Consider the following 17,328-nt stretch of genomic DNA (forward strand, 5'->3'; position numbering starts at 1 on the left):
GCGGCCACCGCTGAGGGAGTGGGGCCGACCGACGAGAGGATGCACATGCCCGCGAACGACGGAATGACCGTGGCGATACTGGGCCCTGGCGGCATCGGCGGACTGCTCGCCGCGCTGCTGTCCCGCTCCGGCCACCGTGTCATCTGCCTGGCCGGCGACGAGACGGCGCAGGCCCTTGGCACGAAGGGGATCCACGTCCGCAGCGGCCTGTTCGGGGACTTCACGGCCCCGGTCGAGGCCGACACCGAGCTCCGCGAACCCGTCGACGCCTGCCTGATCGCGGTCAAGGCCACCGCCCTCGACGCGGCGCTGACCCGCGTCCCGCCCACCGTGCTGGGCGACGGGCTGGTCGTACCGTTCCTGAACGGCGTCGAACACCCCGAGCTCCTGCGTACCCGGTACCGCCGGGACCGGGTGGCGCCCGCCGCCATCCGCGCGGAGTCGACCCGGGTCGCTCCGGGGGAGATCGAGCACGGCACCCCCTTCGCCGAGATCGACCTCACCGGTGACCCGGTCCCCGACGACCGCCTGGCCGCCCTGGCCCAGGTCCTCGACGCGGCCGGCCCGACGACCCGGGTGCACGCCGACGAGGCGGCGACGCTCTGGGCGAAGATGTCCCTGCTGGCGCCCTTCGCCCTGCTCACCACCCGCTACGCCCTCCCCGTCGGCGACATCCGCACCGGGCACCGCGAGGAGCTGCTGGCCCTCGTCGACGAGGCGACAGCCGTCAGCAGCACCTGCGGCGGCCCCTCCGACCCGGCCCAGGCCCTCGCTCGCTACGACGCCTTCCCGGCGACCACGAAGTCCTCGATGCAGCGCGACGCCGAGGCGGGCCGCCCCCTCGAACTGGACGCGATCGGCGGCGCGTTGCTGCGCGCGGCGGAGCGGCACGGCATTCCGGTGCCCGTGGCGACCCGCCTGGTGGGCGAGTTGAGGGCCGCGGGCCACTAGGGCCCGAGCGACGCCTCAGTCCCAGGAATTGCCTCAGTCCCAGGAATCGCCTCAGCCCCAGGAGTTGAAGAGCACGGCGCCGACGGTCTCCGGTCGCCAGTAGTCGATCTGCTGCCTCTCCACGGCGGACAGGGCGGATGTGTCCGCCGTGGAGAGGGGGGACAGCAGCACCGCCGCGCTCAGCACGGTGAACCCGAAGCCGCCGAGGCCGGCGGCCCAGGCGGGGGGCTCCCGGAACTGGTCGGTGTACCAGTCGTGCGGCTCGTCCACGAACGCGACGAGCGGGGAGTAGGCCTGGAACAGGGCGCAGTGGCGGCCGTCCGGGCGGTCGATCGTGGCGGTGTGGAAGGTCTGCGCGATCTGCCGGTTCTCGAACTCCGCGACGCGTCCGTCGGCGGCTCGGGCCGCCGCGTACCAGGCCGTACGGCATGCCCTGGGATCGGTCCGCCGTATGTCCGGGTCGCCGATCCTGAAGAACCCCGTCGTGCCCCGCTCCAGCCGAAGGCCGCCGCTCGGACCGTCCATCCGCCCCTCCCTCGGCCTGACTGTGTCCCGCCCCGCCCGCACCGATCATGCACCCACACACTCGTTCGCATGAACCACCCAAAGACACTCGCCACCCAAAATCGAACAGGCGTAGCATTGCGGCGTGGCTACGCCCTATGACTTTCCGAGTGACCTGCTCGCCGGTCAGGAGGAGCTGCATCAGGTCCGGGCCGAGCTGTCGGCCCTGCTGAAGCGGCTGCCCTGGTCGGTCGTACCCCTGGACGGATTCAACGACGACAACGGCTGGCGCAAGGTCGAGCGCCCGGCCTCCCCCGGCTGGACGGAGGACGAGCAGGCCGAGGTGGAGAAGCTCCGGCGGCGCGAGCACGAACTCGCGGTGTTCGTCAGCGGCCACCGGTTCTGGTCGGAGATGGCGGGCGCGGACCGGATCGACGCCCGCACAAAGCTGAAGCACGCCCACCGCACCCCCGAGGCAACCTGAAACGCACGGCCGAACAGCCCGCACATGAAGGTGAGTTCAGAACCGGGACGCGTGCAGAACCGCACCCGACCACGTCCAGGGCCCGTCATCGTGCGGGCCTTCGCCGTCATCTGACGCCGACTCATGCAGGTCACAGAATCATCGCAACGCCTTCACACATTCCACACATCAGATATGTTCACCCCTCAAGCAAATTGCGCCAAGGGGGGCACATGAGCCAGCAGTACCCGCAGCAGCCGGGATACGGGCCACCGCAGCAGCCGACGCAGCCCGGCTACGGCTATCCGCAGCAGCCCGGTTGGGGCGGTCCCCCGCCCCAACCGCCGAAGAAGCGCAGCATCGGCAAGATCCTCGGCATCACGGGAGCCGTCCTCGTCGGCCTCATCGTGATCGCCGCCGTCGCCGGCGGCGGAGACGACTCCACCGACGGCAGCAACAAGGACAAGGCCGTCGCCGCCACCTCGAACAAGCCCAAGGCCGCGGAGGAACAGGCCGCCGACGAACCCGCGAAGGAAGAGCCGGCCGAGGACAAGAGCCAGGCCGAGCAGTTCAAGGACTGCGTCGCCAAGTCCGGCACGGACAGCGAGAAGGCCGCCGTCGACCACGTCACCAAGGTGACCGGCACCGACAAGAGCAACGACATTCTCGACGCCGCCGAAGTCTTCACCGACTACAAGGGCGGGTTCCTGAGCAAGAACGCCGGCGACGCCAAGCTGATCGCGTCGGCCTTCGCGTCCTGCTACGAGTCGAAGAACGGTCTGGTGACCGTGTACGGCAGTGACGGCGACATGATCTCCAACGGGAACTACTGACCGTCGCAGGCCGGCCCGGCCGCGCCCGTTCGCGGCCGGGCCTTCCGTGGGGTGGGACGGCACGAGAACGGCCCCCGGAGATCACTCCGAGGGCCGCGAAACCCCAGCTGAGCTGGGGATTGTCACTGGTGGGCGCGGACGGTTTCGAACCGCCGACATCCTGCTTGTAAGGCAGGCGCTCTACCCCTGAGCTACGCACCCGAGAACGAGTCGACAGCCTACCTTGCCCGGGGCCGTGTCCCGCAAACCAGTTCCGCCGAAGGTCAGGGAAGACCTGGGGTTATCCCCACCATGGATCCGGGAGCGGCCCGGATCCCGTGCCGGGCCCGGGATCCGTACGGTCGAAGCACCGTCGCAGCCCTGGGCCGAAGAGGTCGGCCCAGGGGACTCTCAGGGGGAGATCGTCATGGCCCGTTCCGTTCCAGCCCGCGTCGTCGCCGTGTCCGGGGTGGTCGTGGCGCTCGTCGCGGGCCTCGCCGCCTGTGGGGCCACCGCCCATGACGACAAGGACCCCGAGCACCGGTCGTTCCCCCTGCAGGGGCGGACGCTGACCATCGACTCGGACGACTCGGCGCTGGAGATCGTCGCCGCCGATTCGAACAAGGCCGGCACGGTGGAGGTCACCCGGTGGTTCCAGGGGTCCGTCGCGGTCGGGTCGGACCCGAAGGTGACCTGGTCGATGAAGGATGACCGGCTGGTGCTGCGGGAGAAGTGCAGCGGCGTGGTCGCCGACTGCTCGGCCGATCACCGCATCGAGGTACCGCGCGGAGTCAGCGTGAAGGTCGAGGACGGGGACGGCAGCGTGCGGGCGCGCGGGTTCGAGGACGCGTTGAGCGTGCACACGGCGGACGGCTCGGTGACCGTCACCGACTCCAGCGGGCCGCTGGACCTGAAGACGGGTGACGGGTCGGTGCGGGTCTCCGACGTCTCCTCACGTCAGGTGAAGGCTCAGGCCGGTGACGGGTCGGTGGTGCTCGAACTGGGCAGCGTGCCGGACCGGGTGGAGACCCGCAGTGGCGACGGAGCGGTCACCATAGAGCTGCCCCGGGCCACGTACCGCGTGACGACCGAGACCGGCGACGGATCGGTGGATGTGTCCGTCCCGCGCGACGACAGCAGCTCCCATGTGGTCTCCGCCCGCACCGGCGACGGAAAAGTCACGGTGCGAACCGCGAACTAACCGGCCCGTGTGTTCGTCCTAAACCGGTGGGAGAATGACACCGGGCAGGGTGAATGACAGCACGGGAGAGGGATGTGACGGCGACACCTCGACAGCCGGAATCGCCGTCAGCGCCGCGTGGGCGGAGCCGCTTCACGCGGGGCACCGACACCCTCACGCTTCTCGCCCTCCCCCTGGTCGTCGCCCTCGCCCTGCCCGCCGCCTTCGCCGGCGGCGGCACCCGGCGCTGGTTCGGCGGGCGGGCCGAGAGCCAGCGGGCCGAGGCGCAGGCCGCGAAGGACGCCGCGGCCGCCGCGTTCTACGAGCTGGACACGGCCCAGCGGGATCTGCGGATCTCGATCGAGACGATCGCGGCCGTGGACGACTCCCCGGCCGCCCGGCGGGCGATCACCGACTTCGACGCGCTCGGGCGGCGGATCGACGAGGTCAGCCACCAGTACATCAACGCGGTCGACGCCCACGACCTCGACCGCGACGACCTGGAGGCCTCGGCCGCGGCCCGCGCCCGTGCGGAGCTGGCCAAGGCCAAGGACGACCTCGACAATGTCAGGCGCGAGCTGGACCGGTTCGCGGACGGTCTCGGCCCGCTGCTCGGCAAGGCCGAGACCCAGCTGGCCCGGCTCGCCCCGGCCGTCGAGCGCGCCCGGCAGGGCCTGCTCGCCGCGTCGAACGCACTGGACACCGTGCGCACATCGGGGCTGAGAGCGGACGACCTCGCGGCCCGGCTCGCGACCCTCGCCCCGGAGCTGACGAAGCTGAACCAGGGCGCGGGCCAGCACGGCGTCCCGCAGACCCTGGAGCGCGCCGAGCGGGTAGCGCGGGAGGCGGAAGCGGTCCGGGTGGAGGCGGAGCGGCTGCCGGAGAAGGCGGCCGAGATCGACCACCGGCTCGTGTCGCTGCGGACCCGCGCACAGGCGCTGACCACCCGTGCCGGGCAGGTGGAACCGGTGCTGAGCGAGCTGCGGCGGCGGTTCACGGCGGCCTGCTGGCAGGACCTCCAGGGCGTCCCGGACGTGGCCGGGGAGAACGTACGGCAGGCGGAGAGGAAGCTGCGGGAGGCGCAGGCCGCGCGCGACGAGCAGCGCTGGCCGGACGCCACCGCGCTGCTGTCCACGGTCCGGGCGCTGCTGAACACCACGGACGAGTCGGTGTCGGCGGCCGGGGACCGGCTGCGCCGGCTGAACGCCGTGCAGAAGGACCCGCAGCAGGAGATCGACCGGACCCGGTTCGCGATCCGGGACGCCCAGCGGCTGGCCATGGCCGGGCGGAACACGCCCGATCCGCGGCACGCGCGCCCCCTGGACGAGTCCGTGGCGCGGCTGGAGCGGGCGATCGGCACCCTGGAGGGCCGCCACCCGGACTACTGGCACTTCCTGACCGAGACGGAGGCGGTACGGCAGACCGTGGCCGGGGTGGTCTCCCGGATCCGCGAGGAGCGCGGGGCCGGTCACTGAGCCTCACTGAGCCGAACCGCCTCCGTCCCGGGGTGATCAGGTGCGGTAGGCGTAGAACGCCGCGTTCGAGTACGACGCGATGATGCTCGCCACCGAACGCCGGTAGGTGTTGGTGGAGTGGTACGTCAGATACGGCACGCCCTGCGGGCTGCGGTAGCTGACGACCATCGTGTGGTCCTTGGACCCGTCCTTGTCGAAGTCCATCTGGAGCACGTCACCGACGTCCATCTGGTAGACGTTGGCGAGCGGCGTGGTCCGCTTGGAGTTCTGCGCGAACCAGGACCACTCGTTGACGCCGATGAACGAGTGCGACTGGATGTCGGCGTTGCCGAACCACTTGGTGTAGTCGTACACATAGCCCGGGACGTGCTTCCAGCCGCCCGCCTTCAGGGACTGGCTGACGAAGTTGGTGCAGTCGCCGCCCGCGCCCTGGCCGTTGAAGTCCGGGTAGTCCTGGTTGTAGTTCTTCCAGTACTTCTCCGCGTACGCCGCCATGGCCTTGTAGTCCAGGGCGGTGCCGGTGAGGGTCTTGGGCTTGGCCGGGGCGGGGTAGGTGGTCGCGGCGCGCGGGGCCGACGGCATGGTGTCGTCGACCGTGGGCGCCTTCACGGACGGCTTGGCGAGCGTGTTCACGGCCATGCCCTGGTCGGTGTCGCGGATGCCGGTGAGCTGCCAGTCGCCGCTCCGGTCGGCGGTGAAGGTGAGTTCGTGGTGGGCCTGGAAGCCGGTGGTCCGCGGTTCGTCGCCGCGGACCCTGGCGTAGGTCAGGGTCGTGGTCTCGGTGACGGCGGCCTTGGCGGTACGGCCCGTGACGCGGGTGGCGTCCAGGGTGACGGCGGTGTCGGCCTTCCGGTACTTCTCGCCGAGCTGCGCGAGGTGGTCCTTGCGCTGCTCGAGCGTGGTGAGGGCGGCATCCTCGCCGCGGGCGGTGCGGGAGGACAGACGGACCTCGCCCGAGAAGCCGTCGGTCAGCGGCCGCGCGCTCCGCTCGCCACCGACGAGTGCCTGGGTGCGGTCGGTGAAGACCGCGTCCGCCAGCCGCTGGAAGGTGGCCCGGGTCCCGGCGTCCACCGTCGGGTCGTCGACGACCGTGGCGCCGGCGTTCCAGGTGGGCAGCAGTGCCGCCGAGGCGGCGATCGAGGCGACGGCGGCCGCGACTATGGTGGCGCGGCGACGCGCAGGCTTCGGTGCTCTTGATCTCACGGGGATTCTCCTTGCCCGGGGTGGTCGAACCCGGGCAAGGAATGTTTACACCTTCTCCTCAACTGTGAAGAACCCGGGGGTAGTTGAAGCTTCGGCCGGCTACTTCACCACCGTCGGCCAGTCCGGCGACTGCGCCGGATCAAGACCGCGCAGCCGCTGGAGCGTCTCGGGCTTCTGTACGTCCATCCAGTCGGCGAGCTCCTTGAAGGACACGCACTCGACGTCCTTCTTCGTGCACACGTTCTCGATGACCTGGTCTACGGCCTTCATATAGATGCCGCCGTTCCACTCCTCGAAGTGGTTGCCGACGAACAGCGGGGCCCGGCTGCCGTAGTAGACCCGGTTGAAGCCGGCCATATAGGTGTCGAGGGTCTCCTGCTGCCACTCGGCGTGCCGGGCCGGGTCGCCGTCGGTCTCACCGTCGGACTGGTTGTAGAGGAAGTTGAAGTCCATCGACAGACCCTGGAAGTCGCCCTTTTCGTACGGCAGCATCTGGAGCGGGAAGTCCCAGATGCCGTTCTTCTTCGCCGGCCATATCTGGAAGTCGCCGGTGGAGCTGGCGTCGTAGCGCCACTTGTAGCTCTTGGCGGCCTTCAGCAGGTTCGCCTGGCCCTCCAGACAGGGGGCGCGGCCGCCGGTGACCTCCTTGCGGAAGTCGAACGGCAGCGGGGCGAGGTCGGTGTAGCCGGTGTTGGTCTTCCACCGCTCCACGAAGTCGTAGAACTGGTCTATCTCGCTCTTCCACTCCGCCACGCTCCAGTCGTCGCCGCCCTTGGCGCCGCAGAAGTGGCCGTTGAAGTGGGTGCCGATCTCGTTCCCGTCCTCCCACGCCTTGCCGAGCTGCTCCAGCGTGGTGCGGATGTGGTCGTCGGTGGGGAAGCTGATGGCCGCCGAGCCCCTGGTGTGCTGGGGCGGGGAGTAGAGGTCCTTCTTGCTCTTGGGCAGGAGGTAGATGCCGGTGAGGAAGAAGGTCATATGGGCGTCGTACTTCTTCGCCATCTCCCGGTAGTGCGAGAAGAGTTCGTCGTCGCCCTGGAGCGCGCCGTCCCAGGAGAAGACGACGAACTGGGGTGGCTTCTGACCGGGCTTGAGGGGCTCGGGCTTCAACTGCCCCTTCTGCGGGCCGGTGTAGGAGGTCGAACCGTCGCCGAGGACCTTCGTCCGGCCGTCCCACTCGGGTTCACCGCTCGGCTCGGCCGAAGCGCGTCCGCCGGCGCCGGGCCGGGAGGTGCCCGAGGACGCGGTCGGGGCGGTGTTGCCCGTGCGGTTGAGGACCAGATAGCCGCCGACGAGGGACGCGACGACGAGCAGGGCGGCCAGGGTCAGCATGCCCGGCGGCGGGTTGCGACGGGGTGCGCGGGGGCGGCGACGGCGTCCGGACGGAGACATCATGGGCGGCTCAATCTGCGAGGGGGGTGGGGTTGGGGGGCGTGGGGGTCGAGAGGGTGGGGGTGAGGGGTGGGGGTGAGGAGGTCGAGGGAGGCCGGGCGCGGGGTGGCGGGTCAGTCGAGGCCCAGGGCGCCGGACCAGATGTCGTACGGGACGCTGTCGGCGGGGGTGCCGGCGATGCCCTTCAGCGGCAGTGGTTCGAGGCTCTTGGTGAGATCGATGCGGTAGGCCACGACGGCCGTCGACACGGCGGACGCCGTGCCGACGTACCAGGCGGCGGTGTCGTCCTGGGTGGTGCCGGTCTTCCCCGCCACCCGGGAGGTGGCGGCCGCGCCGGCCGGATGGGCGAGGCGGTGGGCGGACCTGAGCGCGGACTGGACCTGCTCGGCCACCTTCGCCGGCACCGCACGGCGGGAGACGGGCTTCGCCAGCTTCACCTTGGAGCCGTTACGGGTGATCCGGGCCACCGAGTACGGCTCGACGTGCGTGCCCGCGGCGGCGAACGTCGCGTACCCGCTCGCCATGCGGATCGCGCTGGGCGTGGCGCTGCCCAGGGACAGCGCCGGCACCTGCGGGCCGAAGCTGGAGGAGAGCAGCCCGGCCGCCTCCGCGGTCCGGCGCACCTTGTCCAGGCCGGTGTCCATGCCGAGCTGCATGAAGGGTGTGTTCACGGACAGCGCGAGCGCCTGGTGCAGACTGATCCGCCCGTAGTCCTTACGGCCGTCGTTGCGGGCGGCGACCCGCTTGCCGCTGCGATCCCAGTACGGCCCCTCGGGCGTCATGACCGGCACCCCGTCGTCGCCGTCGTACAGCGTCTCCGGGGTGACCTCGGTCGGGCCGTCGTCGCGGGTGCGGTGGACGCCGTGGTGGAGAGCGGAGGCGTAGACGAAGGGCAGGAAGGCCGAACCGGCGGGCACCGTGGTCGCGTTGGACTCGTTGTAGCCCTGTTCACGGTGATCGGGGCCGCCGTACACGGCGAGGATGCGGCCGTCGGCGGCGACGGAGGCGGCGCCGTAGTGCGCGGCCTTCGCGGTGGCCGCGTCCTTCTTCCGGGCCTTGGCGCGGGCCTCGGTCACGGCGTCGGTGAGCGCGGTCTCCCGTTTGCGGTCGAAGGTCGTGTAGATCTGGTAGCCGCCGAGGTCGAACTGCTGGTCCGTCAGATGGGCGGCCTTCTTGGCGTACTGCGCGGCCAGCTCCACCAGGTAGTCGCTCTGCTTGCCGGTGTCGTAGCCCCGGGCCTGCTTCAACGGCTCGGGGAAGGTCTTGTACTTCGCCCGCTCGGCCGGTGACAGCCGGCCGATGTCGACCATGCGGTCGAGGATCCAGGACCAGCGCTCCACGGCCCGCGTGTGGTTGGCCTTGCTCAGCGCGGGGTCGTAGAGGGCCGCGCCCTTGAGGAGGGAGGCGAGGACGGCGGCCTCGCCGGCATCGAGTTCGCCGACGTCCTTGCCGTAGTACGCCTGGGCGGCGCGCTGCATGCCGTAGGTCCCGCGGCCGAACCAGCTGGTGTTGAGGTAGCCCTCCAGGATGTCGTCCTTGCTCATCCGGTTGTCGAGCTTGAGAGCGAGCATGGCCTCGGTGAACTTGCGGCCGACCGAGCGGTCCTGGTTGAGATAGACGTTCTTGACGTACTGCTGCGTGATGGTGGAGCCGCCCTGGGTGTCGCCCTCGCCGAAGGTGCGCCACACGGCCCGGCCGAGGCCGCTGAGCGAGATACCGGGGTCGCTGTAGAAGCTCGCGTTCTCCGCGGCGAGCACCGCCCAGCGGACGTCCTCGGGTATGTCCTTCAGCGGCATGTCCTGGCGCCGCACCCAGCCGGTGCGCGCCATGGGCGTCCCGTCGGACCAGAAGTAGACGTTGTCCTGCTGGGTCGCGTACGAGTTGAGGTTCTCGGGGATGTCGGTGGCGGCGTAGGCCACGCCCAGGGCGACGGTGGTCAGGCCGAGGAACGTCAGCACGCCGCCGAGCCACTGCCGCCACGAGGGCATCCAGCGGCGCCAGCCGGTGCGGCCGGGGCGCGGGTACCGGGGGCGCAGCCGGCGGACGTGGGGCGCGACACGCGCGGCCCATTGGCCCGTCGCCGCTCTGAGGCGGGACAGGGCGGCAAAGCGCGCGGCTTTGCGGCGGCGCCCCGGTGGGCGGAATCGGCCCTTGTCCGAAAGGTCGCCCGAATTGCGGGATAAACCCGCCTCGACCGTCCGCAATTGCACGGTCTCGTCCGGCGGGAGCGCGGGGACCTTTAACCGCATGGTCTCGTCCGGCTCCTGCCCAGCCCTGGTCACGGCTGCGCCCCTCCCCGCATTCGGTCGTGCCCACGAGGAAGGGCATGGCCGCCGTGGTCAACGGCAGCGCGCCCCCTGTTCCCCCGGCCTTACGGCTCCTCGTGTCGATCGAAAAATAGCAGTGCTCTTTTCAATTTCTCCACACCGGTATCAGACAGTGTCGATCGCAAACGACCGCAGAGGGGTGTGTAACCGGTCATGCCGATTAACCTGTGACCATGCCTCGCTACGAATATCGCTGCCGCAGCTGCGGCGACACCTTTGAGATGAGCCGACCTATGGCGGAGTCGTCCGCGCCGGCGAGTTGCCCTGCCGGGCATGACGACACGGTGAAGCTGCTGTCGACGGTCGCCGTCGGCGGGACGGCGTCCGCCCCCGCGGCCAAGCCTGCCGGCGGCGGGGGCGGTGGGTGTTGTGGTGGGGGCTGTTGTGGCTAGGTAGGCCGGGTGCGTTGTCTTCTGCGGGTGCGTGGGGGCTGGTCGCGCAGTTCCCCGCGCCCCTTACGGCGCTCCGCGCCCTAACGGGGCGCTTCTGTGCGGGTTTCCTTCAGGAACTCCCGGAGGATTCGCTCCCCCGCCAGCACCCCCCGCTCCGGCAGCGCGCTGATCGCCGGGGCCGTCCAGTCGGCGTCCGCCAGTTCTCCGTGGCCCGGGCGCCAGCCCCGGTCGGCGGCCAGGAGCAGGTTGGCGTCCAGGAGGGAGTCACCGGCGGCCAGGGTCAGATCCGCGCCCGTGCGGCGGGCCACCTCGCGCACGGCGGCGCTCTTGGTCAGCGGCTTCGGGACGGCGTAGATCTTGCGGCCCTGGAGCGAGACCGTCCAGCCGCGGTTCTCCGCCCACACCGCGAGCTCCTTCACCCATTCCTCGGGCAGCAGCTCGCGCTCGACGACCAGGTAGGCGAAGAGGTCCTCGGCGATGCGGTGCTTGCGCACCCACGCCGGGGACGCCGACGCCATCAGGTGGTCCTGCACCTCCGCGAGCGGCGCGCACTGCTCGGCCAGCCGGGCGGCGACCCGAGCGCTCCAGTCCTGGTCGGCGACGCCGTCGACGAGGATGTGACCGCCGTTGGCGCAGATCGCGTACTTCGGCGCGGGGCCCGGCAGGTTGATGCGCTGGTACTGCTTACGGGTCCGGGTCGTCGTCGGCACGAACACCGCCGCGTCGCCGAGGTCGGTCAGCAGCTGGGCCGCCGTCTCGGTCATGTACGACAAGGGCCTGCTCTCGTGCACCTCCACGCACAGCAGCCTCGGCGCCCGCGCGTCCGGCATGGTCAGCGCGAGGGCCGCGGCGGAGTAGATCAGCGTACGGTCGAGGTCGCTCGCCACCAGCACCGGCATCAGAGGTTCACCGCCCGGCCGTCGGCACCCGTCGCGCCCCGCGTGTACTTGGGGTGGATCAACCCCACGCAGGTGTACGGCAGTTCGGCCACTTCCTCCACCGGTACTCCCCTTTGTTCGGCCAGCAGGCGTACATGGTCCAGGTCGGCGCCGGCTCCGGCCCGCGCAAGGATCTTCCAGGGCACCCGGCGCAGCAGCACCCGCGTGGTCTCGCCGACGCCGGGCTTGACGAGGTTCACGTCGTGGATGCCGTACTCCTCGCTGATGCGCTCGACGGCCGCCCAGCCCTCCCAGGTCGGCTCGCGGTCGCCGGACAGCAGCTCCTTGGCGGTCGCGTCCACGGCGTCCACGACCTCCGGGAAGCGTGCGGACACGGCGTCCAGGAAGGCCACGGAGACGTCGGCGCCGGCGAGCTCGCGGTAGAACTTCGCACCGTGGTAGTCGTGCGGGCCGACCAGGTCGGAGCGCAGGACCGTGCGCGAAATCAGGCCGGAGACCGTGGAGTTGAGGCACGCGGACGGGATCAGATAGTCCTCGCGGGTGCCGTACGTCCGCACGCAGGAGCCCGGGTCGGCCAGTACGGCGATCTCCGGGTCGAAGCCGGTGATGCCGTCGGACGCCTCGAACTCCCTGACCGCCGCCGTCAGTTCGCGGGTGATGGCGCCCTTGCCGGTCCAGCCGTCGACGAAGACGACGTCCCGCGGGTCGTGGTGGGCGGCCAGCCAGCGCAGGGCGTTGGCGTCGATGCCGCGGCCGCGCACGATCGAGACGGCGTAGTGCGGCAGTTCGAGACCGTGCCGGAACTGGGCCCAGCGGCGCATCAGGACGCCGACGGGGGTGCCCGCGCGGGCCAGTGAGACGAGCACCGGGCGGGGCGAGCGCTCCGCCAGCACGATCTCCGTCACCGCACCGGCCGCCTGCGCGAGACGGGCCGCCGACTCCGCCAGGGCCGCCTGGAACAGCTCCTGGTACTGCTCGCTCGGCTGGTACTCCACCGGCAGCGACTCCGCGTAGTGCGCGCCGCCACTCTGGATGGCCTCCTCACGCTCCTCCGTCGGCGCCTCCAGCGTCACGTCCGAGAGGTCCTGCAGCAGCCAGCCGACCTCTTCGGGTGCGTACGAGGAGAAGGCGGGGCCGCGGAGGGGCTCGGGCAGCATCGGGTGCCTTTCGGGAAGGGCCAGGGGCCCGGGGACGTACGACGGCACGACGGCGAGCAGGGTGTGGGGGGTGTGCTCGGCCAGCCGGGCCAGGAGGCCGTCGGGGGCGTGCAGTTCGGGGGTGTCGGCGACCGAGTCGACGACGGCTATGACGGCGTCGAAGCCGGCGCCCGCGACGTTGTACGCGTAGCGCTCGCCGGGGCCGTCGGCCGGGGTGTCGTGGGCCGGGAAGACCAGGCGGGTGCGTATCGCGTAGCCGGGGTCGTCGACGGCGAGGACGGGCGAGCGGGTGGTGGTCGAGTAGCGGACCTCGATATCGCCCTCGGCGACCTGCTCCAGCTCGCGGGCGAGCCTGAGCGGGGTGTACATCAGCTCCTCGAAGCCCAGTACATGCACGCGCCGGGCACCCTCGGGCAGCGCCTCGGCGAGCCGCGCGGCCATGTCGGGCAGGGCGGCCTCCAGCCGGGCCCGGTGCGCGGGGGTGAAGCCGTGGCGACCCCCGTCGGGGAGGCCGGGGGGCCAGTGCAGGTCTATGCGGGTGGCACGGGGGCCGACGGGGTCGCCGTCCGGGTGCGGGCCGGTGGGAGCTGGTCGCGCAGTTCCCCGCGCCCCTGAGGCGTTGCCCTCCTGGCCTGCTTCAGCGGTAGCGCCGCTGCTGGGGGGCGCGGGGAACTGCGCGACCGGCCCCGACGGCGCCGCAGACGACAGACAACCGGCCCCGGCACTCTCCGCCTCGTACCGCGCCACCAACTCCTGCCCCTTCTCCAACACCCCCTCCGGCAGCCGTACAGTCCCCGTAGCGGCCGCCACCAGATCAACCCGGGCACCGATCTCACCGGCGAATTCCGCGAGGCGCCCCGCGTCCGCCGCCGACCTCATGTCCACCAGCGCGACCACGACATACCGCCGCCGTGGATACCGCTCATGAAGATCGCGCACGGTGTTCAGCACCGTGTTCCCCGTCGAGAACTCGTCGTCGACCAGGACCAGCGGCCCGTCCCCGACCAGCAGCGCCGGATCCTCCGGCAGCAGCAGATGCGACGTGGCGTGCGAGTGGGACTCCTCGAAGCCGCCCGCGCGGGCGACCCCGGCGACCGGCCGGCGGGTGGAGTGCAGATACGGGGCCAGGCCGACACCGTCGGCGACGGAGTGCCCGAGCCCGGTCGCCGTCTCCGCGTAGCCGAGGACGACCGCCCTGGCTGCCTCCGCCGCGCCCAGCAGCTCCCGCACCCGGCGGCCCAGCGCGAAGCCCGCGCCGTACACCACGGAGGGCGACTGCGGGACGTGCTTGCCGAGCACGTTGGAGACCAGCAGATGGGCCCGCTTGGGGTTGCGCCGCAGGGCGAGCCCCAGCATCCCGGTGAGCTCGTCGTCGCCCTCGAGCCGGACCCCGAGCCGCTCGGCGACCCAGCTCCCGGACCAGACCCCGTCGTTCACTGCCTTGTTCATGCGTCCCTTGGTTATAGAAGCCGGTCAGCCGGTGGAAGCCGGTCGGCCGGATCGAAGCCGGTCGGCCCGGTTCAGGCCGGGATCCCGGCGGCGAGCAGCTCCACGAAGCCGATGTCCTCATTGGCCACACCGAACACCTCGGCCCGCAGCATGGTCCGCTCGGCCCAGGCCCGGTGCGGCTTCACCTCATTCATCTTGTTCGTGTACTGCGATCTGAGTACACCCCCACCGCAGCGATCGGGCCGCAGGATGTCCTCGGCGTCACTGAACTCCTCGTGGCTGACCACGGACAGCGCGTGCACGGGCAGCACATGGGAGGGGTGGATGCAGGTTTTGCCGAGCAGGCCGTTGGCGTGGTCCATCGTGATCTCGCGCAGCAGGCCGTCCATGGAGTGCTCGATCAGGGCCTCGCGCAGCTCCTCGGCCTGGCCCTCCAGGAAGGGGCTGCGGCGCAGCTGGGGCTTGAACATACGTTCCTGCACCCGGAAGTACTCCCACACCGGCCCGGTGACCGTGAACCCGGTGCCGTCGGCCCGGCCCAGCATGTTCACCACGTCGGAGATCACGGAGGCGACGATCTGGACGTCGTACGCCGTCATGTCGGGGGCCCGGCGCAGGCCGTACGACGAGCAGAAGTCGGTCACGCCGAGGCGCAGCGCGAGCACCCGGTCCCGGTACTTGTCGACGGCGCGGAAGATGCCCTCCAGGGTCTCCACGCGCGACTCGCGGTAGAGCAGCTCGGGCGACTCAAGCACCGGCATGGCGAACAGCCGGCGGCCACTGTGCGCCTCGGCGGTCGCGAGGGCCTCCAGGAACGGAATACCGCGTTCCTCGGTGAACTTCGGCAGTACGAATCCGGACAGCAGCCGTACCGCCGGACCGATTCTGCGCACGAGATCGGGGATCTGCTCGGGGGTGCGGACCCGGATGAAGAGCAGCGGCAGACCGTCCGTGCCGTCGCGTCCGGCGAGGTCGGCGAACTGCCGGACGAGGTTCTCCTCGCCCTCCGCGACGTCCTCGTCACCGATCGAGTCCTCCAGGCACAGCACCATCGAGACCACGCCGCGTCCGGTCTGCTTCACGATGTCGTCGGCGAGCCGCGGCCGCGTGGCCGGACTGTAGAGCGTGGCGCCCAGAGCCGCGGAGAGCAGCCGGGCCGGAGAGTCGGCGCTGAACTCGCACGGTTCCTGGTGGAACAGACGCTGCCGCACCTCCGGGGCGATGTGCCCGAAATGACGCATAGAACTCCCCCGTGGAGATCGAGTGGCACCTGTAACCGGTTCACAGGTGGCCGGTAATAGTACGTAGATACCCATGTCAGGGGTTCCCGACGGGCATGAATTTCTGGTAACGCACACAAACACGACCGAGCACGACGTGTGCACCCCGCGTTGTCGTGACCAGGACGGAGAGGGCAGGATGACCGCATGACGCACGCGATGTTGAAGGGGTCGAACGTCCCGCTCGAGGCCACGACGGTACGCGCCGTGCTGCGCTGGACGCCCGGGCAGGGGGTCCCGGATGTCGACGCCTCGGCTCTGCTCCTCGGCCCCGACGGTCGTGTGCGCTCCGACGAGGACTTCGTCTTCTACAACCAGCCCCGACACCCCTCCGGGAAGGTCTGGCGGCTCGGCAAGAAGCGACTCGCCGAGGGCCTCACCGACACGATCCAGACAGATCTCGCCGGTGTCGAGTCCGGCGTCGGCCAGATTCTGGTGGTCGCATCGGCGGACGGCGTCCCTTTCCACCGCGTACGGGACCTGCGCATCCTGCTGTACGACGCGACGGCCCCCGAGGGTGATCCGCTGGCGTACTTCGACATCAAGCCGGAGACGGGCCAGGAGACGGCCCTGATCTGCGGCGAGCTGTACCGTCGCGGCGAGGGCTGGAAGTTCCGCGCGCTCGGCGAGGGCTACTCGGACGGTCTCAAGGGCCTGGCCACGGACTACGGCATCTCGGTGGACGAGTCGGAGACCCTGGACGACCACGCGCAGACACCCGAGATCTCCCAGCCGCTGCCCCCGGAGCAGCCGACCACGACGGTCCCGCCGCAGCCCGCGTACGGCTACCCCCAGCAGCCCCCCGCGACGCAGCCGGCGTACGGCTACCCCCAGCCCACCAGCCAGCCGGCCATGGCCCAGTCCGGCTACGGCTATCCGCCCCCGGTGACGACGGTGGCAGCCCCGGACTTCCGCCTGCCGCCCCAGGGGCCCCAATTCATCGGACGCTGACCGGAGCGCCCCTTTAGGGGCGCGGGGAACTGCGCGACAAGCCACAACAAACCGGCAGTCGCACCGCGACAAGTGGCCCCGAGCTCTCAGGCGAATCGACCAAGACCCAGTGTCAGCGCTCCGCCTTGGACTTGTACCCGCGCCCCCACTGCAACCCCCACCCGAACAACCGATCGAGCTCCGCCTGGAACCCGTACACGAACTTCACCTCGCGTCGGACCCAGATCTCTCCCTTGACGTTCTCGATCATCACGACCGCGCAGGACCGGGCCTGGGGGTGCCGCTCGTCCAGGCCGATCTCGATCCGGGGCCCGTTGCTGGGATAGAGCGTGACGATGGCGTGTGTGCGGTCGAAGGCCGGCGTCTGGTCGTAGATGTACACGAAGACCAGCAGCCGCTTGATGTTCTCCCGGTGATCGAGGTTGACGTACATCGTCTCGCCGGAGGCCGACCCGAACCGGTCGTCCCCGCTGAGCTTCACGAACGGCGGCGCGTTGACGTCGCCGAGGAACCCGCCCAGCGGCTGGACGACGCCCTTCGTCCCGTCGGTCAGCTCGTACAGCGCCCCGAGGTCGAGGTCGACGTTGACCATGCTCTGGCTGTGCCCGAGCACCTCCGGCGGCTTGAGCGCCTTGAAGGGGTGCCGCAGCAGACTCTCCCGCTGCGAGCCCCCGATGTCGGACGTCCGCATCCGCCAGGTCAGGTTGATCCGCAGGTGCCCGGTCGCCGCGCCCTGCTTGGTGAGCGAGACCCGGTCGTGCCGTTTCGTCAGTTCGATCGAGTTCGACGAGGCGCTGCCCGAGTCGAACTCGGCCGCCCGGCCACGCCAGAGCCCGTCCAAGAAGCCCATTCCGCCCCCACGTCCCACTAAGCCCCGCGTTCACTGGAAATACCGA

15 protein-coding genes and 1 tRNA gene are annotated in these 17,328 nt (G+C 70.6%); 7 read left to right on the forward strand and 9 right to left on the reverse strand.

Going from position 1 to position 17,328, the window contains the following annotated elements:
* The first annotated feature begins 45 nt into the window (after window positions 1–45).
* Window positions 46–951 (forward strand): ketopantoate reductase family protein, encoded by a 906-nt coding sequence (locus tag ACFPQ9_RS23230; RefSeq protein ID WP_380858609.1) that lies wholly within the window; start codon window positions 46–48, stop codon window positions 949–951.
* A 51-nt stretch (window positions 952–1,002) separates the two neighbouring features.
* Here the strand turns inward: ACFPQ9_RS23230 and ACFPQ9_RS23235 are convergent, their stop codons facing one another.
* Entirely contained in the window at window positions 1,003–1,476 is a 474-nt protein-coding gene (locus ACFPQ9_RS23235; protein ID WP_380856374.1) for a hypothetical protein, read from the reverse strand.
* Between the two features lie 124 nt (window positions 1,477–1,600).
* On the opposite strand from ACFPQ9_RS23235, the gene ACFPQ9_RS23240 reads away from it, so the two are divergent.
* The gene (locus ACFPQ9_RS23240; RefSeq protein ID WP_380856377.1) at window positions 1,601–1,939 is read left to right on the forward strand and encodes a hypothetical protein; all 339 of its coding nucleotides are present in this window, start codon (window positions 1,601–1,603) and stop codon (window positions 1,937–1,939) included.
* A gap of 212 nt (window positions 1,940–2,151) precedes the next feature.
* Window positions 2,152–2,751: a hypothetical protein gene (locus ACFPQ9_RS23245; RefSeq protein WP_380856380.1), complete on the forward strand. Its 600-nt coding sequence runs from the start codon at window positions 2,152–2,154 to the stop codon at window positions 2,749–2,751.
* A 126-nt stretch (window positions 2,752–2,877) separates the two neighbouring features.
* On the opposite strand, the gene ACFPQ9_RS23250 is transcribed toward ACFPQ9_RS23245, so the two are convergent.
* Window positions 2,878–2,952 (reverse strand) — tRNA-Val (locus ACFPQ9_RS23250).
* 205 nt (window positions 2,953–3,157) lie between these two features.
* On the opposite strand from ACFPQ9_RS23250, the gene ACFPQ9_RS23255 reads away from it, so the two are divergent.
* Window positions 3,158–3,931, forward strand: coding sequence for a DUF4097 family beta strand repeat-containing protein (locus ACFPQ9_RS23255; RefSeq protein ID WP_380856383.1), 774 nt, complete (start codon window positions 3,158–3,160; stop codon window positions 3,929–3,931).
* A 74-nt stretch (window positions 3,932–4,005) separates the two neighbouring features.
* A complete protein-coding gene (locus ACFPQ9_RS23260) occupies window positions 4,006–5,385 on the forward strand; it encodes a hypothetical protein (RefSeq protein ID WP_380856386.1) in 1,380 nt (459 codons plus the stop codon).
* Between the two features lie 36 nt (window positions 5,386–5,421).
* Here the strand turns inward: ACFPQ9_RS23260 and ACFPQ9_RS23265 are convergent, their stop codons facing one another.
* The 3 genes from ACFPQ9_RS23265 to ACFPQ9_RS23275 all read right to left on the reverse strand — a co-directional run bounded on the left by ACFPQ9_RS23265 (window position 5,422) and on the right by ACFPQ9_RS23275 (window position 10,226).
* Window positions 5,422–6,588 carry an amidase domain-containing protein gene (locus tag ACFPQ9_RS23265; protein ID WP_380856389.1) on the reverse strand — a complete coding sequence of 389 codons (1,167 nt, stop codon included), beginning with the start codon at window positions 6,586–6,588 and terminating at the stop codon, window positions 5,422–5,424.
* A 99-nt stretch (window positions 6,589–6,687) separates the two neighbouring features.
* Window positions 6,688–7,980 carry a polysaccharide deacetylase family protein gene (locus ACFPQ9_RS23270; RefSeq protein ID WP_380856392.1) on the reverse strand — a complete coding sequence of 431 codons (1,293 nt, stop codon included), beginning with the start codon at window positions 7,978–7,980 and terminating at the stop codon, window positions 6,688–6,690.
* Window positions 7,981–8,090: 110 nt separating this feature from the next.
* Complete coding sequence (locus ACFPQ9_RS23275) at window positions 8,091–10,226, reverse strand: transglycosylase domain-containing protein (protein WP_380856395.1); 2,136 nt, start codon at window positions 10,224–10,226, stop codon at window positions 8,091–8,093.
* A 251-nt stretch (window positions 10,227–10,477) separates the two neighbouring features.
* Between ACFPQ9_RS23275 and ACFPQ9_RS23280 the strand changes: the two genes are divergently transcribed.
* On the forward strand, window positions 10,478–10,696 hold the full coding sequence (locus tag ACFPQ9_RS23280; RefSeq protein WP_380856398.1) for an FmdB family zinc ribbon protein: 219 nt from the start codon (window positions 10,478–10,480) through the stop codon (window positions 10,694–10,696).
* An 80-nt stretch (window positions 10,697–10,776) separates the two neighbouring features.
* Here the strand turns inward: ACFPQ9_RS23280 and ACFPQ9_RS23285 are convergent, their stop codons facing one another.
* The 3 genes from ACFPQ9_RS23285 to ACFPQ9_RS23295 all read right to left on the reverse strand — a co-directional run bounded on the left by ACFPQ9_RS23285 (window position 10,777) and on the right by ACFPQ9_RS23295 (window position 15,442).
* Window positions 10,777–11,595 (reverse strand): HAD family hydrolase, encoded by an 819-nt coding sequence (locus ACFPQ9_RS23285; RefSeq protein WP_380856401.1) that lies wholly within the window; start codon window positions 11,593–11,595, stop codon window positions 10,777–10,779.
* The gene (locus ACFPQ9_RS23290; RefSeq protein WP_380856404.1) at window positions 11,595–14,201 is read right to left on the reverse strand and encodes a phosphoribosyltransferase; all 2,607 of its coding nucleotides are present in this window, start codon (window positions 14,199–14,201) and stop codon (window positions 11,595–11,597) included. The genes ACFPQ9_RS23285 and ACFPQ9_RS23290 overlap by 1 nt, the downstream gene beginning before the upstream one ends.
* 71 nt (window positions 14,202–14,272) lie before the next feature.
* Window positions 14,273–15,442, reverse strand: coding sequence for an HpcH/HpaI aldolase/citrate lyase family protein (locus ACFPQ9_RS23295; protein WP_380856407.1), 1,170 nt, complete (start codon window positions 15,440–15,442; stop codon window positions 14,273–14,275).
* 186 nt (window positions 15,443–15,628) lie between these two features.
* Between ACFPQ9_RS23295 and ACFPQ9_RS23300 the strand changes: the two genes are divergently transcribed.
* Window positions 15,629–16,432, forward strand: a complete 804-nt coding sequence (locus ACFPQ9_RS23300; protein WP_380856410.1) for a TerD family protein — start codon at window positions 15,629–15,631, stop codon at window positions 16,430–16,432.
* 112 nt (window positions 16,433–16,544) lie between these two features.
* Here ACFPQ9_RS23300 and ACFPQ9_RS23305 read toward each other — a convergent pair whose 3' ends face one another.
* Window positions 16,545–17,282, reverse strand: coding sequence for a TerD family protein (locus ACFPQ9_RS23305; protein ID WP_380856413.1), 738 nt, complete (start codon window positions 17,280–17,282; stop codon window positions 16,545–16,547).
* Window positions 17,283–17,328 lie beyond the last annotated feature (46 nt).

The sequence above is a fragment of the Streptomyces coerulescens genome (assembly GCF_042657965.1).
Taxonomy (GTDB): domain Bacteria; phylum Actinomycetota; class Actinomycetes; order Streptomycetales; family Streptomycetaceae; genus Streptomyces; species Streptomyces coerulescens.

What these genes read in the sequence shown, in the direction of transcription:
- ACFPQ9_RS23230 (WP_380858609.1), top strand. Translation starts at nt 46, where the DNA reads ATGCCCGCGAACGACGGAATGACCGTGGCGATACTGGGCCCTGGCGGC.
- ACFPQ9_RS23235 (WP_380856374.1), bottom strand. Translation starts at nt 1,476, where the DNA reads ATGGACGGTCCGAGCGGCGGCCTTCGGCTGGAGCGGGGCACGACGGGG.
- ACFPQ9_RS23245 (WP_380856380.1), top strand. Translation starts at nt 2,152, where the DNA reads ATGAGCCAGCAGTACCCGCAGCAGCCGGGATACGGGCCACCGCAGCAG.
- ACFPQ9_RS23255 (WP_380856383.1), top strand. Translation starts at nt 3,158, where the DNA reads ATGGCCCGTTCCGTTCCAGCCCGCGTCGTCGCCGTGTCCGGGGTGGTC.
- ACFPQ9_RS23270 (WP_380856392.1), bottom strand. Translation starts at nt 7,980, where the DNA reads ATGATGTCTCCGTCCGGACGCCGTCGCCGCCCCCGCGCACCCCGTCGC.
- ACFPQ9_RS23275 (WP_380856395.1), bottom strand. Translation starts at nt 10,226, where the DNA reads ATGCGGTTAAAGGTCCCCGCGCTCCCGCCGGACGAGACCGTGCAATTG.
- ACFPQ9_RS23280 (WP_380856398.1), top strand. Translation starts at nt 10,478, where the DNA reads ATGCCTCGCTACGAATATCGCTGCCGCAGCTGCGGCGACACCTTTGAG.
- ACFPQ9_RS23285 (WP_380856401.1), bottom strand. Translation starts at nt 11,595, where the DNA reads ATGCCGGTGCTGGTGGCGAGCGACCTCGACCGTACGCTGATCTACTCC.
- ACFPQ9_RS23290 (WP_380856404.1), bottom strand. Translation starts at nt 14,201, where the DNA reads ATGAACAAGGCAGTGAACGACGGGGTCTGGTCCGGGAGCTGGGTCGCC.
- ACFPQ9_RS23295 (WP_380856407.1), bottom strand. Translation starts at nt 15,442, where the DNA reads ATGCGTCATTTCGGGCACATCGCCCCGGAGGTGCGGCAGCGTCTGTTC.
- ACFPQ9_RS23300 (WP_380856410.1), top strand. Translation starts at nt 15,629, where the DNA reads ATGACGCACGCGATGTTGAAGGGGTCGAACGTCCCGCTCGAGGCCACG.
- ACFPQ9_RS23305 (WP_380856413.1), bottom strand. Translation starts at nt 17,282, where the DNA reads ATGGGCTTCTTGGACGGGCTCTGGCGTGGCCGGGCGGCCGAGTTCGAC.